This window comes from Amycolatopsis sp. NPDC058340 (genome assembly GCF_042723975.1).
Taxonomy (GTDB): domain Bacteria; phylum Actinomycetota; class Actinomycetes; order Mycobacteriales; family Pseudonocardiaceae; genus Amycolatopsis.
The window spans coordinates 317,626-337,431 of the sequence record NZ_JBHXIB010000005.1 but is presented as its reverse complement, the minus strand read 5'-3'; the positions used below and the strand labels follow the sequence as shown (position 1 = coordinate 337,431).

General features: G+C 68.9%; 22 protein-coding genes. 11 read left to right on the top strand and 11 right to left on the bottom strand.

Annotated elements, in window-relative coordinates; translation table 11 throughout:
• Positions 1-197 precede the first annotated feature (197 nt).
• The gene (locus tag ACFWIW_RS09875) at positions 198-1,040 is read left to right on the top strand and encodes a helix-turn-helix domain-containing protein (RefSeq protein WP_378368044.1); all 843 of its coding nucleotides are present in this window, start codon (positions 198-200) and stop codon (positions 1,038-1,040) included.
• A gap of 108 nt (positions 1,041-1,148) precedes the next feature.
• On the top strand, positions 1,149-2,660 hold the full coding sequence (locus ACFWIW_RS09870; protein ID WP_378368043.1) for an ATP-dependent DNA ligase: 1,512 nt from the start codon (positions 1,149-1,151) through the stop codon (positions 2,658-2,660).
• Between the two features lie 302 nt (positions 2,661-2,962).
• Here the strand turns inward: ACFWIW_RS09870 and ACFWIW_RS09865 are convergent, their stop codons facing one another.
• From ACFWIW_RS09865 to ACFWIW_RS09850, 4 genes are all read right to left on the bottom strand, one after another.
• Positions 2,963-3,340, bottom strand: a complete 378-nt coding sequence (locus ACFWIW_RS09865) for a hypothetical protein (RefSeq protein WP_378368042.1) — start codon at positions 3,338-3,340, stop codon at positions 2,963-2,965.
• The gene (locus ACFWIW_RS09860) at positions 3,337-3,678 is read right to left on the bottom strand and encodes a hypothetical protein (protein WP_240599773.1); all 342 of its coding nucleotides are present in this window, start codon (positions 3,676-3,678) and stop codon (positions 3,337-3,339) included. The genes ACFWIW_RS09865 and ACFWIW_RS09860 overlap by 4 nt, the downstream gene beginning before the upstream one ends.
• Before the next feature lie 180 nt (positions 3,679-3,858).
• Positions 3,859-4,449 carry an NBR1-Ig-like domain-containing protein gene (locus ACFWIW_RS09855; protein WP_378368041.1) on the bottom strand — a complete coding sequence of 197 codons (591 nt, stop codon included), beginning with the start codon at positions 4,447-4,449 and terminating at the stop codon, positions 3,859-3,861.
• Complete coding sequence (locus ACFWIW_RS09850) at positions 4,362-4,685, bottom strand: hypothetical protein (RefSeq protein ID WP_378368040.1); 324 nt, start codon at positions 4,683-4,685, stop codon at positions 4,362-4,364. Before ACFWIW_RS09850 ends, ACFWIW_RS09855 begins: the two co-directional genes overlap by 88 nt.
• Positions 4,686-4,802: 117 nt before the next feature.
• Here ACFWIW_RS09850 and ACFWIW_RS09845 point away from each other — a divergent pair, with 117 nt between their 5' ends.
• Positions 4,803-5,504, top strand: coding sequence for a Pr6Pr family membrane protein (locus tag ACFWIW_RS09845; RefSeq protein ID WP_378368039.1), 702 nt, complete (start codon positions 4,803-4,805; stop codon positions 5,502-5,504).
• Here ACFWIW_RS09845 and ACFWIW_RS09840 read toward each other — a convergent pair.
• Together ACFWIW_RS09840 and ACFWIW_RS09835 are read right to left on the bottom strand one after the other, a co-directional pair.
• Positions 5,448-6,677: an NADH:flavin oxidoreductase/NADH oxidase family protein gene (locus tag ACFWIW_RS09840; RefSeq protein WP_378368038.1), complete on the bottom strand. Its 1,230-nt coding sequence runs from the start codon at positions 6,675-6,677 to the stop codon at positions 5,448-5,450. The two genes, ACFWIW_RS09845 and ACFWIW_RS09840, sit on opposite strands and share 57 nt — an antisense overlap.
• Positions 6,678-6,750: 73 nt before the next feature.
• Complete coding sequence (locus ACFWIW_RS09835) at positions 6,751-7,107, bottom strand: YybH family protein (protein WP_378368056.1); 357 nt, start codon at positions 7,105-7,107, stop codon at positions 6,751-6,753.
• A gap of 9 nt (positions 7,108-7,116) precedes the next feature.
• On the opposite strand from ACFWIW_RS09835, the gene ACFWIW_RS09830 reads away from it, so the two are divergent.
• Positions 7,117-7,521 (top strand): winged helix-turn-helix transcriptional regulator, encoded by a 405-nt coding sequence (locus tag ACFWIW_RS09830; protein ID WP_378368037.1) that lies wholly within the window; start codon positions 7,117-7,119, stop codon positions 7,519-7,521.
• Here ACFWIW_RS09830 and ACFWIW_RS09825 read toward each other — a convergent pair.
• Positions 7,507-7,977, bottom strand: coding sequence for a DUF309 domain-containing protein (locus tag ACFWIW_RS09825; protein WP_378368036.1), 471 nt, complete (start codon positions 7,975-7,977; stop codon positions 7,507-7,509). The two genes, ACFWIW_RS09830 and ACFWIW_RS09825, sit on opposite strands and share 15 nt — an antisense overlap.
• Positions 7,978-8,012: 35 nt before the next feature.
• Between ACFWIW_RS09825 and ACFWIW_RS09820 the strand changes: the two genes are divergently transcribed.
• From ACFWIW_RS09820 to ACFWIW_RS09810, 3 genes are read left to right on the top strand one after another with little or no spacing between them, the layout of a single operon-like run.
• A complete protein-coding gene (locus ACFWIW_RS09820) occupies positions 8,013-9,452 on the top strand; it encodes a GuaB1 family IMP dehydrogenase-related protein (protein WP_378368035.1) in 1,440 nt (479 codons plus the stop codon).
• A gap of 32 nt (positions 9,453-9,484) precedes the next feature.
• Positions 9,485-10,528 carry a glycosyltransferase gene (locus ACFWIW_RS09815; protein WP_378368034.1) on the top strand — a complete coding sequence of 348 codons (1,044 nt, stop codon included), beginning with the start codon at positions 9,485-9,487 and terminating at the stop codon, positions 10,526-10,528.
• A complete protein-coding gene (locus tag ACFWIW_RS09810; protein ID WP_378368033.1) occupies positions 10,525-12,123 on the top strand; it encodes an alkaline phosphatase family protein in 1,599 nt (532 codons plus the stop codon). Before ACFWIW_RS09815 ends, ACFWIW_RS09810 begins: the two co-directional genes overlap by 4 nt.
• Before the next feature lie 61 nt (positions 12,124-12,184).
• Here ACFWIW_RS09810 and ACFWIW_RS09805 read toward each other — a convergent pair whose 3' ends face one another.
• Positions 12,185-13,471, bottom strand: coding sequence for a PhoH family protein (locus ACFWIW_RS09805; protein ID WP_126737523.1), 1,287 nt, complete (start codon positions 13,469-13,471; stop codon positions 12,185-12,187).
• A 725-nt stretch (positions 13,472-14,196) separates the two neighbouring features.
• Between ACFWIW_RS09805 and ACFWIW_RS09800 the strand changes: the two genes are divergently transcribed.
• Complete coding sequence (locus ACFWIW_RS09800; RefSeq protein ID WP_378368032.1) at positions 14,197-14,442, top strand: hypothetical protein; 246 nt, start codon at positions 14,197-14,199, stop codon at positions 14,440-14,442.
• A gap of 60 nt (positions 14,443-14,502) precedes the next feature.
• Here the strand turns inward: ACFWIW_RS09800 and ACFWIW_RS09795 are convergent, their stop codons facing one another.
• Positions 14,503-15,279 carry an isoprenyl transferase gene (locus ACFWIW_RS09795; protein WP_061986121.1) on the bottom strand — a complete coding sequence of 259 codons (777 nt, stop codon included), beginning with the start codon at positions 15,277-15,279 and terminating at the stop codon, positions 14,503-14,505.
• 131 nt (positions 15,280-15,410) lie between these two features.
• Between ACFWIW_RS09795 and ACFWIW_RS09790 the strand changes: the two genes are divergently transcribed.
• Entirely contained in the window at positions 15,411-16,052 is a 642-nt protein-coding gene (locus tag ACFWIW_RS09790; protein ID WP_191255633.1) for a hemolysin III family protein, read from the top strand.
• A 215-nt stretch (positions 16,053-16,267) separates the two neighbouring features.
• On the opposite strand, the gene ACFWIW_RS09785 is transcribed toward ACFWIW_RS09790, so the two are convergent.
• Positions 16,268-16,732, bottom strand: coding sequence for a type II toxin-antitoxin system HicB family antitoxin (locus tag ACFWIW_RS09785; protein WP_378368031.1), 465 nt, complete (start codon positions 16,730-16,732; stop codon positions 16,268-16,270).
• Between the two features lie 69 nt (positions 16,733-16,801).
• Here ACFWIW_RS09785 and ACFWIW_RS09780 point away from each other — a divergent pair, with 69 nt between their 5' ends.
• Positions 16,802-17,173, top strand: a complete 372-nt coding sequence (locus ACFWIW_RS09780) for a pyridoxamine 5'-phosphate oxidase family protein (RefSeq protein ID WP_378368030.1) — start codon at positions 16,802-16,804, stop codon at positions 17,171-17,173.
• A 38-nt stretch (positions 17,174-17,211) separates the two neighbouring features.
• Entirely contained in the window at positions 17,212-17,958 is a 747-nt protein-coding gene (locus ACFWIW_RS09775) for a potassium channel family protein (RefSeq protein ID WP_378368029.1), read from the top strand.
• Here ACFWIW_RS09775 and ACFWIW_RS09770 read toward each other — a convergent pair.
• Positions 17,915-19,801 carry an acyl-CoA dehydrogenase gene (locus tag ACFWIW_RS09770; protein WP_378368028.1) on the bottom strand — a complete coding sequence of 629 codons (1,887 nt, stop codon included), beginning with the start codon at positions 19,799-19,801 and terminating at the stop codon, positions 17,915-17,917. The two genes, ACFWIW_RS09775 and ACFWIW_RS09770, sit on opposite strands and share 44 nt — an antisense overlap.
• Positions 19,802-19,806: the final 5 nt, after the last annotated feature.

Genomic DNA, 19,806 nt, shown 5'->3' with positions numbered 1-19,806 from the left:
CACCACCAAAGCCGCACTCCGAGCACTCAAACGACACCTCACCAACACCATCTACCAAGCACTCAAAGCAGACTTGACATAGAAGCTTCTTTCGCGACGTGCGATGTCCCGAAAGTGGCTTTCGCGACCCACCCAGCCCAAGACTGGGTCTGCCAGGGCCAGGCACCCGCGCCACGAGATCCGGGATACTTGTCGACATGACCGAAACGGCCGGACTGGGCGACTTCCTCAAGGCACGCAGGGCCGCGCTGGACCCGGTGGATCTCGGCCTGCCGACGGGGTTCAACCAGCGGCGGGTCGCCGGGCTGCGGCGCGAGGAGCTGGCGCAGCTGGCCGGGATCAGCGTCGACTACTACACGCGGCTGGAGCAGGGCCGGGCGCGCAACGTGTCCGACTCCGTCCTCGACTCACTGAGCCGGGCGCTGCGGCTGCACCGCGACGAGGACACCTACCTGCGCAACCTGGCCGCCCCGAAACGCAAACGCGTCGCGCGGCCGCGGGCGCAGCGGCTCCGGCCGGAACTGCAGACGATGCTGAACGCCCTCCAATCCCCCGCGCTCGTCTACGGCCGCTACGGGAACGTGCTGGCCTGGAACCCGCTCGGCGCCGCCCTGTCCTTCGATTTCGCCTCGCGGCCGGCGGGGGAACGCAACATCCCGAAGATGTTCTTCCTCGACGACCAGGCCCGCGAGCTGCACCCCGAATGGGAAACCGTGGCGAAGGAGATCGTCGCGAACCTGCGCTCCGAGAGCGGGCGGTATCCGGACGACCCGTACCTCGCCCAGCTGGTCGGCGAACTCTCCCTCGGCAGCGAGGACTTCCGGAAGCTGTGGGCGAAGCAGACCGTGCGCGAGAAGGCGCACGCGTGGAAGGTGATGATCAACCCGATCGTGGGTGAGCTCCGGCTGCGCTACGAGACGCTGCGCCTGCCCGACGATCCCGACCAGGCCCTGGTGATCTATACCGCCGAGCCCGGCTCCGACAGCGAACGCGCGCTCCGCCTGCTGGCCAGCTGGGTCGCCGATCCCGCGCACGCCTAGCCAGCTCCAAGTACGTGAAGGCCCCCTTCATGTACTGCGGGAAAGACGCTGACCGGGAAGAGCACGCTTGAACGCGAAACTGTCGGTGCCCGGGTCCATGATGGATCCATGTTGCTCACCGCGGTGGTGACCGCGTCGGCCGAGCTGGCGGCCACGAGGTCCAGGAAGGCGAAGATCGCCACCCTGGCCGCGGTGCTGCGTGCCGCGGGCGAACTGGAGCTGCCCGCGGTCATCGCGTTCCTCACCGGGCAGCTGACCCAGGGCCGCATCGGCACCGGCTGGCGGACACTGGCCGCGCTGGACGCGGCCCCGGCCGCCGAGCCGTCGTTGACCGTGTCCGAGGTCGACACGGCCTTCGACACCGTGGGGGCGGCGTCGGGTTCGGGGTCGGTGAAGCTGCGCGCAGACACACTGCGGGCTTTGCTCACCAAGATGACGAAGGAGGAGCAGGAGTTCCTGTTCCGGCTGCTCACCGGCGAGCTCCGGCAGGGCGCGCTCGAAGGGATCATGGTGGACGCCATCGCGGCGGCGTCCGAGATCCCGGCCGAGGACGTCCGGCGGGCGTTCATGCTGTCCGGGCAGCTCCCGGTGACGGGCCTGGCCGCGATGACGGGCGGCCGCGAGCGGCTGGCGGAGTTCAAACTGGCGCTGGGCAGGCCGATCAGGCCGATGCTGGCCTCCCCGGCGGAGTCGCTGGACGAGGCGATCACGGAGCACGCCGAGGCACTGGTCGAGTACAAGATGGACGGCGCGCGGATCCAGGTCCACCGCGAAGGCGACGAGGTGCACATCTACACGCGGACGCTGCGGGAGATCACCGACAGCGTCGGCGAACTGGTGGACCTGGTGCGGTCCCTGCCGTGCACGTCGGTGGTACTCGACGGCGAGACCCTGGCCCTGACCGACGACGGCAGGCCAAGGCCGTTCCAGCAGACGATGAGCCGGTTCGGCAGCAGCCGCGAGGAGCAGGTCAAGGCGCTGTTGCTGCGGCCGTACTTCTTCGACTGCCTGCACCTCGACGGCACCGACCTGCTGGACGCGCCGCTCTCCGAACGGAACGCCGCCCTGCGCCGGGTCGCGGGCGAACACGTCATCCCGGGCGAGGTCAGGCCCGCCTCGGCCGGGGACGTGCTGGACGCGGCGATGGCCGCCGGGCACGAAGGCGTGATGGTCAAGGACCTCGCTTCGCCGTACGCGGCGGGGCGCCGCGGGCGCGCGTGGCTCAAGGTGAAACCGGTGCACACGATCGACCTGATCGTGCTCGCCGCGGAATGGGGGCACGGCAGGCGCACCGGCACCCTGTCGAATCTGCATTTGGGCGCCCGCGACCCCGACGGCGGCCCGCCGATCATGGTCGGCAAGACGTTCAAGGGCATGACCGACGAGCTGCTCGCCTGGCAGACGAAGACGTTCCAGGAGATCGAGACGCACCGCACGGACTGGGCGGTCCACGTGCGGCCGGAGCTCGTCGTCGAAATCGAGCTCGACGGGGCTCAGGTGAGCACGCGGTATCCGGGCGGGCTGGCGCTGCGCTTCGCGCGGGTCGTGCGGTACCGGCCGGACAAGGAGGCCGCGGACGCCGACACCATCGACACCGTCCGCGGCCTCCTCAAACCCTGACCCCTCCCCGCATTTAGTCCTCTGGATGCGGTCCTTGCGCGTGCAACGACCGCATCCAGAGGACGAAAGCGGACCGGTCGAGTGTGGAGGATTCGGGACGTCGAGTGTCCTGAATCCTCCACACGCGAACCACCTGCCCCTGCGAGGGACGGCCGCTCGGCGTGCCGCGTGTTGACGATGCAGGAATCGGGACGTCGAGTGTCCCGATTCCTACATCGTCGAGGGGCGCCCGGGTCCCGGCATCGCCACCGGGCGCGCCGCCACTCACGACGACCGCGACCGCATCCAGAGGACGAAACGCGTCAGTAGCAGCGGTCCGAGGAGATCTTGTACGTGTAGTTGTTCGAAAGGTTGGAGGTCACCTCGAAGCGGATCTTGTGATACACCGGTGGCTCCCCGAGCACGCCGTGCTTGACGGTGCGCTCCTTGCCCGGCGCGATGGCCCCGCTCCAGAGGCCCTTGTCGAAGACGTCGTCGATGATCTGGACGAGCATTCCCCGGTAGTCGTGGTTGTGCACGGTGATGTCGATGCTCTGCCCCGCGCTCACCTCGACGACCTTTGTCTTCCCGCCCATCAACGGTCCGCCCTCACAGACCTTCGACGCCGCCGAAGCGGACGGCGCCATCAGCAGGGTGGCGGCCAGCGCGACCGGGACGACGGCGAACAGCTTCTTCTTCATCGGTTCCCCACAACGGTCTTGACGACATTGGACTGGACGGCCAGGTCGAGGCCGATCTTCATGTTTCCCCCGCAATAGGCCTTCTCGCCGTTCTTGAAATGCACCGTCAGATCCCCGGCGCATTCGAACACCTTGACGTCCCAGGTGCGCGTGCCCGGTTTGAGGCAGATCGCGTCTTTTCCGGCCCGGCGCATCCAGCCGTGATAGCCGGATTCGCAGGTAATGATCGGATCACTGCCCGAAGCGGGCGCCGGAGCCGCCTGTGCGGCGGTGGCAGGCAGGAGCGCCACGGTGAGCGCGGCCCCGGCCAGTGCGGCGACCTTGACGTACGGACGCATGGATTCCCTTTCCGCAAATAATGTGAGAGTGTTTCGGAAAATCCCCGTCCGGGATTCCCGGACGCCGATGACGTTAAGGGCGCCGCAAGCCGCGTCGGAAGCGATTCACGGCCGCGAAATGGCCATGGCCGAAGAACCAATGTCCGCGCAGGTCAGCGCTTTGGCCATCGGCCCGGAAAGTCAAATGACGCGGACCGAGAAGAACACGGCGCGGGTGTTCGGCAGCAGGATGTGGCCCTGTTCGTCGGCCATCTTCCAGTACACCTGGCAATGCCCTGGCCGGTCGGGCGCACGCACCTCGACGGAGACCCGCACTCGCTCGCCGGGCGCGGTCTGCGGAACCGGGACGCGTTCGGGTGTGGCGCATTCGCCGGGATTCCCGAACGAACCGGCGCGCACCAGATAGCGGCCCACCCATCCGACCGTTCCCGCGTTGCGGAATTCCCAGGTCTTCACGAAGACCGACCCGGCCGCGACCTCGCTGCCGTCGGGCACGGTCACGTCGGCGACGAATTCCGACGCGTCACCGGCCGGTGCGGCGGGCTCGGAACCGAACGGGGCGGCGAAGACGAACACCAGTGCCGCGACGAGCACGAGCGCCACGGCCCCGGCGAGCACGAACGCCGTCCGGCGGGACCGCTCCGGCGCGGCTTCGGGCGCGGGTTCGGGCACGGCACCGGCGATCAGCGCGTCCCGCGCGCGTTCCCACTCGCCGCGCCATTCGTGGCGGACCTCGTCCTCGTCGCCGCCGAGCACCCCGGCGGCCAGCACGCGGACGAACTCCCAGGACGTTTCCCAGCTGGGCAGCCGCTCCCCGCGGGCGCGGCCGAAAGCGCCGACTTCGACGCGAGCGCGCCGTACTCGTCGCGCATCCGGTCGTAGGAAGGGTCACCGGCGGCCCGTTTCAGCTCCCACAGCCGTCGCGCGAACTCGGCGACGGGTCCGCTGTCCTCCGCCGGACCCCGCGCGACCCGGCCGCGGCGTCCGGGCCTCCGCTCGACGTCCATCGGTTCCCACGATATGACCCGATGGCCGGGAAGACCGTGCGGCGTCCCGCCCCCGATCGAGTGGCGGCGTGCGGTGGTGACGGGACGTCTCCACCCGGTCACCCATAAAGTGGGCGAATGCAGGCTTCCAAGATCGCGCGTGCCTGGTCCGGCCTGACGGCGCTGGTGGTGATCGCCGGGCTCGCCGCGCAGATCCCGGTCTCCGCTGGCACCACCGGCGGCACCTTCCACACCCCGGCCGGCCGGGTGGCCAACCTGCTCGCGTTCTTCACCATCGACTCGAACATCCTGGTCGGCGTCGGCGGCCTGCTGCTCGCGCTCGGCGCCGCCGGCCGCTCGACCTGGTTCGGCGTATTGCGGCTCACCGGGCTCGTCGGCATCACCGTGACCGGCGTCGTCTTCCAGGTCGCGCTCGCCGATCTGTACGAACTGCACGGCTGGGCGGTGTTCGCCGACACGATGCTGCACAAGGTGTCGCCGCTGATGTGCGTCGCGGGCTGGCTGCTGTTCGGGCCGCGCGGCCAGCTGTCGTGGCGGGTCCTGTGGTGGTCGCTGCTGTACCCGCTGGCCTGGCTCGCCGTCACGCTGGTGCGCGGCGCGCTCATCGGGTTCTACCCGTACCCGTTCGTCGATCCGGGCATCAACGGCTACGGCGGCGTCGCGTTCAACTGCGTGCTGATCGGCGTGCTGTTCATCGGCCTCGCGGCGGCCGCGGTCGGTTTCGACCGCACCTTCAGCCGCCGCGACGACGTGGACGACTACCTAGCCCCGGACCCGGCGGAAAGCGTTGAGCGGATCCGCGACGCCGGCACGTACTAGCGTCCGCACCGCGCCGAGCCGCGGGTCCACCGGTTTCCCGGCGGCCACGCGATGCATCTGCTGGGTGTGCCACTGGATCTCGAGCAGGCTGTCCGCCAGCCGGATGCCGGTCTTCGGCGCCGTGCGCCGGGCACGGACGTCCTCGCCGCCGAGCAGCCGTCCGGGCAGCGCCGGGTCGACGATCAGCGGCCTGCCGAGACCGATGACGTCCAGCGCCCCGGAACGCAGCGCCTCCGCCATGCCCGCCGCGCTGGTGAAGCCGCCGGTGACCATCAGTGCGACGTCGGTGACCTGCCGCGCCTTCGCGGCGTAGTCGATGAAGTAGGCCTCTCGGCTGAGGGTGCTCGCCTTGGCCGAGCCCATCATGGCGGCCTTCTCGTAGGTCCCACCGGAGACTTCCAGCAGGTCGATGCCCGCTTCGCCGAGTTCGCGGACGACTTCGAGCGAGTCCTCCTCGCTGAAACCGCCACGCTGGAAGTCCGCGCTGTTGAGCTTGACCGCGATCGGGACGGCGTCGCCGACCTCGGCGCGCACGCGGGCGACGACTTCGAGCAGGAACCGCCGCCGCCGGAGCGCGTCGCCGCCCCAGCCGTCGGTGCGCTGGTTGGTCAGCGGTGAGAGGAACTGTGACACGAGGTACCCGTGCGCGCCGTGGATCTGGACACCGGCGAACCCGGCGTCGACGACGGTCCGCGCGGCCACGCCGAACCGGTCGATGATCGCCTCGATCTCGCCGACGGTGAGCGCGCGCGGCGTCGCGAAGACCGAGCGGATGCCGCGGTCGCCGAACGGCACCGCCGACGGCGCGACCGGCTGACGGGACAGGAAGCGCGGGCTCTGCCTGCCCGGATGGTTGAGCTGGGCCCACAGCCGGGTCTCGGTCCCGTCGACCGACCGCGCCCACGGCTTGAACCCGGTCGCGTCCGGTTCCCGCGGCACCGCGACGTTGCGCGGTTCGCCGAGCGCGGTGGGGTCGACCATGACGTTGCCGGTGATCAGTGTTCCGGCGCCGCCGCGGGACCACGTCCGGTACAGCTCGGTCAGCTCCGCGGTCGGCCGGTTGCGGCGGTCGCCGAGCTGCTCGCTGAGCGCGGCCTTGGCCAGCCGGTTCGGCAGGGTCGCGCCGCAGCGCAGTTTCAGCGGCTCGGCCAGCAGTTCCTTGGGCTCGCTCATCGCGCTTTCTCCCGCCGTTACCTACCGATCAGTATCCCTACTCGAAGTAACATACTCGCGGTATGTCGAGTACTCAAGGTGCGTCGATACCGAAGGGGTTGTCGATCACGTAGCGCCAGAGCCCGTCCTCGCCACGCCTCGCGACGTCGGTCGCCGTCGCCGCGAGGTGCCCTTCGATGCTCCAGTCGACGATCAACAGGGCCAGGTCACCGGCGACGTGCACCTGGCGCGGCGTCACCTCGATCGGCCGCCCGAGCGCGAGGATCCCGCCGTTCGCGGCCCGGCGTTCAGCGCCAGTCACCCGCACGCTGTCCCGGCGGACGAACACGGCGCCCGGTTCGTAGACCGTGTCGAGGATTTCGGCGGATCCGGTGTTGAAGGCGGCCTGGAAGACGAAGGGATGTTCGGCGGCTTCAGTGGTCAAAGGCACACTGGAGGAATGCGTCATGCGGACAGCGAACCCGACCGCGAAGCAGGTCACCAAACGGAAACCTTCGACGGCGAACTCGTCCCGGACGCCCGTGGCCGCACCCGGCGGCCGGAGCCGGATTGCCCGGTCGAGGTCGCGCTCGCCGCGATCTCGGGCCGCTGGACGACGCTGGTGCTGCGAGAGCTGATGGGCGGGCCTCAGTCCTTCAGCGATCTACGCGCGGCGTTGCCCGGCCTGTCGGCGAAGGTGCTGACAGAACGCCTCGGCGACCTGACCGCGCGACGCCTCGCCGTCCGCGAAGAGCTGCCGGGTTTTCCGAGCCGGACCAGCTACCGGCTCACACCGGCGGGACAGGAACTGCGACCGCTGCTGATCGAGCTGTACCGCTCGGGTTCGGCGCTACTGGCCGAGTAGGCGCGGCGCGGCCGGCTCCACCCGCGCCCGCACCTTCACCTCTTCCGCCATCGCCCGCGCCCAAGCCTGCAACCCCGCGACGTCGATCCCGTGCGGTCCGGCCTCGCGGAACGGCTCGATGTTGTCCGCGCCACGCTCCAGCAGCGAGGCCGCGCCGTTGCCGTTCCCCCTGGCCACGTGGGTCAGGCCCACGGCGAGCTGCGCGAGTCCGCGCCACAGCTCCCGCTCCGGCCCGTCGGTGGACTTCCACGCGTCCTCGAACACCTCGTGCGCGTGGAACGGGCGGCCCGCGTCGAGCAGGCGCTGTGCCTCGGAGATGGTGTCCTCCGGGCTGCGTTCGATGCCCTCGGGCTGCCGTTCGACACCGTCGGCGCCGTACGGGAGCGGCCTGCCGAGACCGTCCCGCGGGCGCGCGTTGCGGGCTCGTCCGGCTTCGTCACGGTCCCGGTCCGTCATGCCGCCAGTGTCCCACGCGGGTATCCTGGGGCCTCGTGCGCTTTCTCGACGGGCATCGGCCCGCTCACGACCTGACCTACGACGACGTGTTCCTCCTGCCGAACCGGTCGGACGTGGAGTCCCGCTTCGACGTCGACCTGTCCACTGTGGACGGCACCGGCGCGACGATCCCGATCGTGGTCGCCAACATGACCGCCGTCGCCGGCCGCCGGATGGCCGAAACGGTCGCCAGGCGCGGCGGGCTCGTCGTCCTGCCGCAGGATGTCGACGCCGCCGCGGTCGCCGACATCGTCACCTGGGTCAAGAGCCGTCACACCGTGTGGGACACCCCGCTCGTGCTGACCGGCGGCGACGCGGTGGCCGACGCGCTGAACCTGGTCGGCAAACGTGCCCACGGCGCCGTCGTCGTGGTGGACGAGGACGGCAAACCCGTCGGTGTCGTGGACGAAGCGGCCTGCGCCGGCGTAGACCGCTTCGCGCGGCTGGCCGACGTCGCGGAGCCCGCGGTCGTCACGGTCCCGCTGGACACTCCGCCCCGCGAGGTGTTCGAGCGCCTGCACGACCACGGTGGCCGTCTCGCGCTCGGCATCGACGAGAACGGCAGGCTCGCGGGCGTCCTGACCGAGATCGCCGCGCTGCGCGCGGAGATCTACACCCCGGCCGTCGACGACGGCGGCAACCTGCGCGTCGCCGCCGCGATCGGCGTGAACGGCGACGTCGCGGCGAAGGCCGAGGCCGTCCTCGCGGCGGGCGTCGACGTGCTGGTGGTCGACACCGCGCACGGCCACCAGGAGAAGATGATCTCCGCGCTCAAGGCCGTCCGGTCGGTGAACCCGCGGGTCCCGATCGTGGCCGGGAACGTGGTCACCGCGGAGGGCACGCGCGACCTGATCCACGCGGGCGCGGACGTCGTCAAGGTCGGCGTCGGCCCCGGCGCCATGTGCACGACCCGGATGATGACCGGCGTCGGGCGGCCGCAGTTCTCAGCCGTCGCCGAATGCGCGGCCGCGGCGCGTGAACTGGGCAAACACGTCTGGGCGGACGGCGGCGTGCGGCATCCGCGCGACGTCGCGCTCGCGCTGGCCGCCGGCGCGTCGGCGGCGATGGTCGGCTCGTGGTTCGCGGGCACCCACGAATCCCCCGGCGACCTGCGCTACGACGAGCAGGGCAAGCCGTACAAGGAGTCGTTCGGCATGGCGTCGAAACGCGCCGTCGGCGCCCGCACGCGTACGGACAACGTCTTCGAGCGCGCCAAGAAGGGCCTGTTCGAAGAGGGCATCTCGGCGTCGCGGATGGCACTGGACCCGGCTCGGCCCGGCGTCGAGGACCTGCTCGACTCCATCGGCTCCGGTGTCCGTTCGGCCTGCACGTACGCGGGAGCCCGGACGCTGGAGGAGTTCCACGAGCGCGCGCTGCTCGGGATCCAGTCCGCCGCCGGCTTCGCGGAAGGACGTCCGCTTCCGTCGGGCTGGTGATTCCACGCACCCGAAGCACTAGGGTGCACCGGGTGAGACGCCTGAGACGGATCGTGGCGGCGGCGAGGGACGACCGCCGCCACGCGGAAAACGGGGAAATCGCCGAGCTGCGGTCCGCGCTCGCGGAGCAGGCGGCGGAGATCGAGCGGCTGCGCGCGACACTGGAACATCGCACGGCCTGGCTCGAGGATCACGGCAAAGCCTTGCGAGACGGTGACGCGCGTATCTCCACCGTCGAGGACCGGCAGGCCGCCCTCGACGCACGGCAGGGAGCGCTCGACGCCTGGCTCGGCGGACACGACACCGCGTTCGAAGGCCTGCACCTCCGCACCGAGAGCCTCGAAGCCGCTCGTGACGTCCGCACGTTCACGCACTGGATCGAACAGCACGAACTCCTTGCCGCACCGAAGATCTCGATCGTCCTGCCCACGCACGACCGGGCCGCGCTGCTGCCGCGCGCCGTCGCTTCGGTGCTGGCGCAGCGTTACGAGAACTGGGAACTGGTGATCGTCGACGACGCCAGTTCGGATTCCACGCCGAAGGTGATCGCCGGTTTCGAGGACCCGCGTATCCGCTCGATCCGGGTCGAGCACGGCGGCGTCTGCGCCGCCCGCAACGCCGGGCTGGCCGAGGTCACCGGCGACGTGGTCGCCTACCTCGACGACGACAACACCATGCATCCGTTGTGGCTCAAGGCGTTGGGCTGGGCCTTCGGCGAGCATCCGGAGATCACGGCGGCCTACGGCGGCTTCGTGATCGACGACATCGGCGGTCTGCCGACCTTGTTCCTGCGCCGCTACGACCGGAAGACCCTGCTGCGGGAGAATCTCGCCGACATCGGCGCCGTCGCGCATCGGGCGGGCCTTCGAGAAGCCCGGTTCGACGAATCGCTGGTCGAAATGGGCGACTGGGATCTGCTCCTGGCGCTGACCGCGGACCGCGCGCCCCTGGTCGTCCCGGCGATCTCCTGCTACTACACCACGACTTCCGGGGACCGGCTGTCCCACGGCCCGACCTACGACGACGACTTCGCGGCCATCCGCCGCAAGCATTCAGGACCGGAGCACCGACCATGACCGAGCCCGCCAAGATCCTCGTGGTCGCCCTCGACGCCTGCGATCCCGACACGATCCGCGATCTGGCCGCCGCCGGCGAAGTGCCGACGTTGGCGCGTCTGCTCGAAACCAGCGCTTCGGCGACCACGCACAATCCCTACGGCCTGTTCGTCGGCTCGCTGTGGAGCAGTTTCTTCACCGCGCGCACCGCCGCGCGGACCGGTTTCCACTGCTGGGAAGAGGTCGACACCAAAACCTACGAACGGCGGCTGACCAGCCCGCTGGAAATCCGCGGGACCCCGTTCTGGGAGACGCTGTCCGGCGCCGGGAAACGCGTCGCCGTGCTCGACGTCCCGCATTCCCGCGCGGACAAACCGCTCAACGGGGTCATGGTGAGCGAATACGCCTGCCACGACCGGCATTTCGGCTTCCACACCTCGCCGCCGGAGCTGGCGAAGGAGATCGAGGCAGACTTCGGGCTCACGCCCATCCTCACCGCCGAACCCGATCTGGTCCGCGACTGGGCACCGGACGACTACCTCCACCGCGAAGGTCCACATCGGACACCCGACGAGGAACGCGCGCTGACCAACGGGCTCGTCGCCGGGATCGGGCAGAAGACCCAGGTGTCGACGAAGCTGCTCGCCGAGGGCGGCTGGGATCTTTTCCTTTCGGTGTACGGGGAATCCCACAGCATCGGCCATCAGCAATGGCATCTGCACGACCCGGCGCACCGCGACCACGACGTCGCGCTCGCCGCGGAGCTGGACCCGATCCGCGCGGTCTACCGCGAGCTGGACAAGGCGATCGGCGAGCATCTCGCGCTGACCGGACCGGACACCACGGTCTTCGTGCTGCTGAGCCACGGCATGGGATCACGGTACGAGGGAAGCCATTTGCTGCACGAGATCCTGCGGCTCCTCGACACCGTGGAGACCGAAGGGTTGCGGGGCGGCGGCGCGATGACGAAGGCCAAACGCGTCTACTCCGCGCTCCCCGGTCCTTTGAGGACGAAGCTCGCGTCGGCCGCGATGCCCTTGCTGCGCAAGCGGCTGGCGGCGTCCCCGCTGCCCGCGGTGCCGAACTGGGCGACCGCCGAACAGCGGTCGAAGCAGCGGTTCTACCTGTCTCCCAACAACTTCGTCTTCGGCGGGGTGCGGATCAACCTGGCGGGCCGCGAGCCGCACGGCGTCGTCCGGCCCGGGGCCGAGTACGAGGCCGTCTGCGAGCAGCTGACCGAAGACCTGCTGTCGCTGGTGAACGTCGCGTCCGGGAAACCGGTCGTGCGCGAGGTTTCCCGCACGAGCGACCACTACGACCGGGAAGCCGACGACACCCTGCCGGATCTGCTGATCGACTGGGCCCGCACCGGGCCGATCGAGACGGTCTGGTCACCCAAGACCGGCGTCGTCTACGGCCCGGACGAGCACTGGCGCACCGGAGACCACCGGCCGGACGGGCTCCTGCTCGCCAGCGGCCCCGGTTTCGAAGCGGGCGCGAAACTGCCGGATCTGGACGTCGTCGATCTGGGCTCGACCCTTTCGGCCATGCTCGGCGTCGAACTCACCGACGACGTGGACGGACGGCCGCTCCCCTGGGCGAAACCGGTCACCTAGGCGCCATGAACGGGGCGTTCCTTGCGAAATTCGCAAGGAACGGCCCGTTCATGGCAGGTGGCTAGCCGTGGTCCTCCAGCATCTCGGTGACGAGCGCCGCGATCGGCGAACGCTCGGAACGGGTCAGCGTGACATGCGCGAACAGCGGATGCCCCTTGAGTTTCTCGATCACCGCCGAAACGCCGTCGTGCCGCCCGACCCGCAGGTTGTCGCGCTGCGCGACGTCATGCGTGAGCACCACCCGCGAAGCCGTGCCCAGCCGCGAAAGCACGGTCAGGAGCACGTTGCGCTCCAGGGACTGCGCCTCGTCGACGATGACGAACGTGTCGTGCAGCGACCGGCCGCGGATATGGGTCAGCGGAAGCACTTCGAGCATGCCGCGGTCGAAGACCTCGTCGAGGACGTCCTGGCTGACCAGCCCGCCGAGGGTGTCGAACACCGCCTGCGCCCACGGCTGCATCTTCTCGCTCTCGGAACCGGGCAGGTAGCCCAGATCCTGGCCGCCGACCGCGTACACCGGCCGGAACACGACCACCTTGCGGTGCTGGCGGCGTTCCATCACCGACTCCAGCCCCGCGCAGAGCGCGAGCGCCGACTTTCCCGTCCCGGCCCGTCCGCCCAGCGAGACGATGCCGACGTCGGAGTCCAGCAGGAGATCCAGCGCCACCCGCTGTTCGGCCGACCGGCCGTGCAGCCCGAACGCCTCCTTGTCACCGCGCACGAGCCGGATCCGCTTGTCCGCGGTGACCCTGCCCAGCGCGCTCGAACTGCCCGCGAGCAGCCTCAACCCGGTGTGACAGGGCAGTTCACCGACCTCGGGCATCCCGAACTCCGCCGGATCAACGGAAGACCCGCTGAACAGCGCGTCGACCAGGGTCTGCGGGACGTCCACGTCCGCCATCCCCGTCCAGCCCGAGGGCGTCACCTCCTGCGCGCGGTACTCGTCGGCTTCGAGACCGACGGCGCCCGCTTTGACACGCAAGGGGATGTCCTTGGTCACCAGCGTGACCGACGCGCGTTCCGCCGCCAGATTGAGCGCGCAGGCGAGAATGCGGTGGTCGTTGGAGTCGGTGCGGAAGCCGACCGGGAGCACCGTGGGATCGGAGTGGTTCAACTCCACCTGCAGGGTGCCGCCGTGCTCACCGATCGGGATCGGCGCGTCGAGCCTGCCGTGCTGACGACGCAGGTCGTCGAGCATGCGGAGCGCTTCGCGCGCGAACCACCCCAGTTCGGGATGGTGACGTTTCGCCTCCAGTTCACTGATGACGACCAGCGGGAGCACGACCGCGTGTTCGGCGAAACGGGTCACCGACCAGGGGTCAGAGAGCAGGACCGACGTGTCGAGCACGTAAGTGGACCGCTGGGATTCGGGCGAGATCGAGGCTTTCTCCGGGCCAGAGGCACCGGTCGAAGAACGGCCAGAGGCCTTGCGGGGTGAACGCTGCGCAGTCACGACGGCATCTCCCTCGTGGGCGTGGCACCACGCCCGCACTCGCTGGGCCGGGCACCTCCCTGGCTAACCGCTCCTTCTGACGCTCTCCGCGTCAGTCGGCACGGCCACGAGGGCCGGGTGCCGGCCCCCTCGTGCATCCACTGGGCGGCTGAGCCGCCCTGTCGACAACCGCCACGACCAGGGCCTCCCGCGAGAGTCCGCATGGGACGCGAACCCTCACTTCCGGAAGGTACCTGCGTCCGGCCGATCGCGCAGGCAGCCACCACGGTGATTCGCCAAACCGTCATCTCACTGTCGGTCGCGTGACACCGACGCTTGGTCACCGTCACCGTGCGTAGTGATGATCTCCATTCAGGGACGCTCGTCGATGCGACCCGGACGGATTAACGCGACGCAGGGCGCTCACCTGATGGGATCGAGGGTTCTACCACGCTTGGTAGCGGGCCGCATTTTGTGACCGAGACAGAGAACCGGACCGAGTGAAACGCGCCTTTTTCGCCTCACACAATGGGCTTACGAGACGGTCACAAATCCTGAATAGCGAGTAATTTTCTCACTGCGGGACACCCCCACCGGATTCGGTGCCCCCGATCCTGAACATCTCTATCAAGGAGTGCGAAGTGCTGAAGAAGGCTGCTTTCGTTTCCGCCGTCGCCGCGGGCATCATGATGGCCGGCGGGACCGCGTTCGCCGCCACCGGCGACACCTCCGGCACCCCGGACCCGACGTTCGGCGACGCCTACAACACCTTCATCGAGGGTGGCGGCGCGCTGGGCTACGGTGCCGCTTCGCTGGTCGCGGGTGCCTACACGGGCATCGCCACCACCCCGGCGCTGATCATCCACTCGCTGGAGCACAACCACTGATCTTCAGTGACGACGTCGAAGGCCCCGGAGTGCACGCCGGGGCCTTCGTCATGTCACCGGTCAGGAACCGAAGCGCCGGTGCCGCCACGCGTAATCGCGCATGGCACGGAGGAAATCGACCCGGCGGAATGCGGGCCAATAAGCTTCGGTGAACCAGAATTCAGAATGCGCCGATTGCCAGAGCAGAAATCCGGAAAGCCGCTGCTCACCCGAGGTACGGATAATCAGATCCGGATCGGGCTGGCCCGACGTGTACATGTGTTCGGAAATATGGTCCACGTCCAGGATCTTCGCGAGCTCGCGGATCGAGGTGCCCTCGTCGGCGTGCTGGAGCAGGAGTTTGCGGACCGCGTCGGCGATCTCCTGACGCCCTCCGTAACCGACCGCGACGTTGACCTCCATCCCGGTGCGCCCCTCCGTGCGCTCCGCGGCCGCGCTGAGGGCCTTCGCGACCTCCGGCGGCAGCAGGTCGAGGGCTCCCACGATGCGGAGCCGCCAGGGCGTGTGCGGCGCGGCGAGCTCGTCGGTGACGTCGGTGATGATCTTCAGCAGCGGGCTGAGCTCCTCGGCCGCGCGGCCGAGGTTGTCCGTCGAAAGCAGCCACATGGTGACGACCTCGACGTCGGCCTCGTTGCACCAGCTCAGGAAGTCGGCGATCTTCTTGGCACCGGCCCGGTGGCCGTCGGCGACGTCCGTGAAGCCCGCTTCGCGCGCCCAGCGGCGGTTGCCGTCCAGCATGATGGCGATGTGGCGTGGATGGCGCCCCTTGGCCTGCTGGATCAGGCGCCTGCCGTAGGCGCTGTACACGACGTCTGACAAGAAGGACCGAAGACTCACGCCAGTGGAGACTAGTCACCCCACGGGCCCCAGTGGGACGCGCCACGGACACTGGCGAAAAACCTACGGTGCCGTAACCTGAGTGAGTGAGCGTTGCGACCGAACCCCAGCCGTCCGGCCCCGCGCCCTTGGTGGACACGCGTCCTCGATTGCGTGGGCACATCCACTTCTGGTCCTTCTTCGGCGCTGTCGCCGGAGCCGCGGCCCTCATCAGTCTCGCGGCGTCCACTGTGTCGGGTATCGCCGCTTTGTCCACTTCGGTCTACGGCCTGACCGTCCTCGGCGTCTTCGGCGTCAGCGCGCTGTACCACCGTCGCTTGTGGAGCCCACGAGCATACGAATGGATGAAGCGCGCCGACCATTCGATGATCTTCCTGTTCATCGCCGGCACCTACACGCCGTTCACCCTTCTGGCCATGTCCCAGCCGACCGGGTACATCGTGCTCGCGATCGTGTGGGGCGGCGCGATCGGCGGCGTCACCCTGAAGATGCTGTGGCCGAACGCGCCACGCTGGCTTGGCGTGCCGATCTACATCGCGCTGGGCTGGGTCGCCGTCTTCGTCCTGCCCGAACTGGCCACGCACGCCGGCGTCGCGGCGCTCGTCCTGCTCTGCGTCGGCGGCCTGTTCTACACACTGGGCGCGGTGTTCTACGCGGTGAAGTGGCCGAACCACTTCCCCGACACCTTCGGGTACCACGAGTACTTCCACGCCTGCACGGTTCTCGCGGCGGTTTCGCACTACATCGCGATCTGGCTGGCGATGTACGCCTAGCTCGCGTTGGTCGTGAGTGGCGAACCGTGTCCTGGGTACGTGCTGGCGGTCTTGTGTGACTGGATGGACGACACACGTGATCCGACGGACGGCACGTGTGTCTGGATGGACGACTCACGGCGAAGGCTTCGCGTGAGCGTGCCGTCCGTCTGGTCACGTGTGTCGTCCGTCGGATCACACGTGCCGTCCGTCCGATCACGCGAAGCCACCGGCGATCATGTCGCGAAAGCGTCTTTCGCGACACCCCCACAACCTTCACAGACCGTCAGCCTGAGACCGGCGGCAGCCGGAAGGTAGCCAAGACACCCTTGACTAGAACCCGAATCGCCACTCGCGACCAATGAGAGCCAGTCGCGCAGTTGATCCTCGTCGCTTCTTTTGATCAGCTGAACCAGACCATGGTTGTCCCGATGGTTCGGAGCATCTCGCAATCTCAGTTGCCAGTCCTCGGCATACACCCGTAGCGCATCGACCAACTCGCACATCGTCTCGTCGAAGGATTCCCCATCCACTGCCACTGGGACGCCCGGGATGAACGCGGACCAGCCGTTTCCTTCGGCGACAACCCGAACAGGCAATGTCGCCTCCTCACAAGGTCGATCGGCCGAGTACAGCAGTTGCGCGGCGGAAACTCGATCACCGGAGTGAGCGTCCCGAGACCCCGTGACCAGGACGGACACAAGCGTGTTCCCTCTGGCACAAGAAAGTGCCTTCTTCCGGCGTCTCGGCCGAGGAGCCATGATCGCCCCATGGCCAAGAACGCACCGCCCCGCCGCCTCGACGACGCGGCCCTCGCCGACTTCATCGCCGAACACACCTTCGGCGCTCTCGCGACCCTCAAGCGCGACGGACGCCCGCACCTCTCCACCGTCGTCTACACGTGGGACCCGGAGACGCGCGAGATCCGGATCAGCACGACCGAAGACCGCCTCAAGGTCAAGCAGCTCCGCAACAACCCGACCGCTTCCCTTTACGTCTCCAGCGCCGACCACTGGAAATTCGCTGTCGCGGAAGGAAAAGCGGAACTCTCCGAAGTCACGCGAACACCCGAAGGCGAACGAAGGCTCTACATCACCCTCAAAACCGACAAACTCTATGGAACGGCCCTCGACATCGCTTAACGTACGCACCTGGGAAAGGCCAGGTGAGGAGACTTCCGATGTGGGAAAAGCGGATGGAGTGGCCGCTCAACGCCGCCGCCGTACTGTTCCTGGCCGCGTACGCCTGGCCGATCCTCCAGCCCTCGCTCGGGCATACCGGCCGGGTCTGGTGCGAGGTCGTCACGTGGCTCGCGTGGGGCGTCTTCGCCCTGGACTACGGCGTCCGCCTCAAACACGCCGCGGACAAACGTGACTTCCTCAAGAAGAACCTCTTCGACCTGCTGATCATCGTGCTCCCGCTGATCCGGCAGCTGCGGCTGCTCCGGCTGGTCACGGTGCTCAACGTCCTCAACCGCAACGCCGGCCTGTCGCTGCGCGGCCGCGTCGTGGTGTACACGGTGGGCGCGACGGCGCTCATCGTGTTCTGTTCGGCGCTCGCCGTCCTCGACGCCGAACGCACCGCGCCCGACGCGCCGATCACCGACTTCCCGGACGCGGTGTGGTGGTCGATCACGACGATCACCACGGTCGGCTACGGCGACCGTTATCCCGTCAGCGGCACCGGCCGGATCGTCGCGGTCGGGCTGATGGTGGCCGGGATCGCCCTGCTCGGTGTGGTCACCGCGACGCTCGCGTCGTGGCTGATCCGCCGGGTGACCGAGGCCGACGAGACCGCGCAGGCCGTGACCCGCGAGCATCTCGACGAGCTGACCCGCGAGGTCAAGGCGTTGCGGGCCGAGCTCGCCGAGCAGCGCGCCGGGGTCAGTCCCGCAGCATCGGAGCCGCTAGGTACTGCTCGGGGATAGCGAACGCGTCCACGAGGGTCCGCGCGTGCGGCCGCAGGTCGGCGCACAACGCGTTCACCGCGGCGGTGACGGCCTTCGAGCGCCCCGAGGTCAGGCGTCCGTGTTCGAGGAACCAGCCCCGGTCCGCCTCGATGTTCGCGAGCGCGTAGAGGTCGCAGACCCGCTCCAGCAGCTCACGGGCCTCCGCGTCGGCACAGCGTTCGATGGCGTCGACGAACGCTTCCAGCACCACCCGGTCGACATGCGCTCGTCCGGCGCGCAGCACGTGGTCCTGCGCGTCGTTAAAGACGCCGAAGGGGTCCGAGCCCGCCTTACGCAGGCGTTGCGCGACGCCACCGAGTACGTGTTCTTCGCGGTCTTCGAACAGCTTCAGGTGCCATTCGCGCGAGAAGAGCACGTCGCCGTCGTCGGCTTCGGTGAGCCGCTCGATGACCTTGCGGGCGGACGTCCGTTCGATGACGGCCTCGACGAGCTGCTCCGCCACGAACCGCGCGGTCGCGAGCGGGCTGAGATCCTCGAAGTGGTCCTTGTAGCTGGTCAGCAGGCCCTTCGCGACCAGCTGCAGCAGCACGGTGTTGTCACCCTCGAAGGTGGTGAAGACGTCCGTGTCGGCCTTCAGCCCGGCAAGCAGGTTCTCCGATAGATAGCCGGAGCCGCCACAGGCCTCCCGGGCCGCCTGGATGGTCGCCGTCGCGTGCCAGGTCGAGACGGCCTTGATCCCGGCGGCACGCGATTCCAGCTCTCGCTGCTCTTCCTCCGGCGCGTCCTCGGCGATGTCGTGCAGCTTCGAGACGAGCCCTTCCTGCGCGAAGTGCAGCGCGTACGACGTCGCCAGTGCGGGCAGTAGTTTCCGCTGGTGGGCGCGGTAGTCGAGGATCACGACCTCCTCGCCGCCGGGCCGCGCGAACTGCCGCCGCCGCTCGCCGTAGCGGATGGCCAGCGCCAGCGCGCGTTTCGTCGCGCTGCCGGCGCTGCCTGCGACGCTGACCCGGCCGCGGATGAGCGTGCCGAGCATCGTGAAGAACCGGCGGCCGTCGCTCTCGATCGGGCTCGTGTACGTCCCGTCCTCGGCGACGTCGCCGAAGCGGTTGAGCAGCGCCTCGCGCGGGATCCGCACCTGGTCGAACGTGAGCCGTCCGTTGTCGACGCCGTTGAGGCCCGCCTTGCGGCCGCAGTCCTCGATCTCGACGCCGCGCGCCTTCTCGCCGCGGATCGGCACCAGGAACGCGTGCACCCCGCGCGACTCGCCGCCGGTGATCAGCTGCGCGAACACCACCGCGAGTTCGCCGTCGCGGGCGGCGTTGCCGATGTACTCCTTCATCGCGCCCCGGTCCGGCGTGTGCACGACGAATTCGCGCGTCGCCGGGTCGTAGGTCGCGGTGGTGCGCAGATGCTGGACGTCCGAGCCGTGGCCGTGCTCGGTCATCGCGAAACAGCCCAGCAGCTCCAGATCCTTGATCGCGCGCAGATGGCGCTCGTGGTGGCGTTCGGTGCCGAGCAGCTGCACGGCGCCGCCGAACAGGCCCCATTGGACACCGGCCTTCACCATCAGCGAGAGATCGCCGAAGCCCAGCATCTCGAACGACGTCAACGCGCCGCCGACGTCGCCGCCACCGCCGTACGCCGGGTCGAAGCCGAGGCCAGGGCGGTCGGTTTCGGCGAGCTTGCGCAGCCATTCGAGCACCTGGGCGCGATGCGCTTCGGTGCCGACGTCGACCGGGTCCTTGAAGTCCTCCGCGGCCATCTGCTCGCGCACCGCGCGGCGAAGCCCGGCCCACCGTCCATCGAGGACGGTGGCCAGCACGTCCGGGTCGATCTTCGCGGGAAGTCCTGGTGTGTCCACTTCGC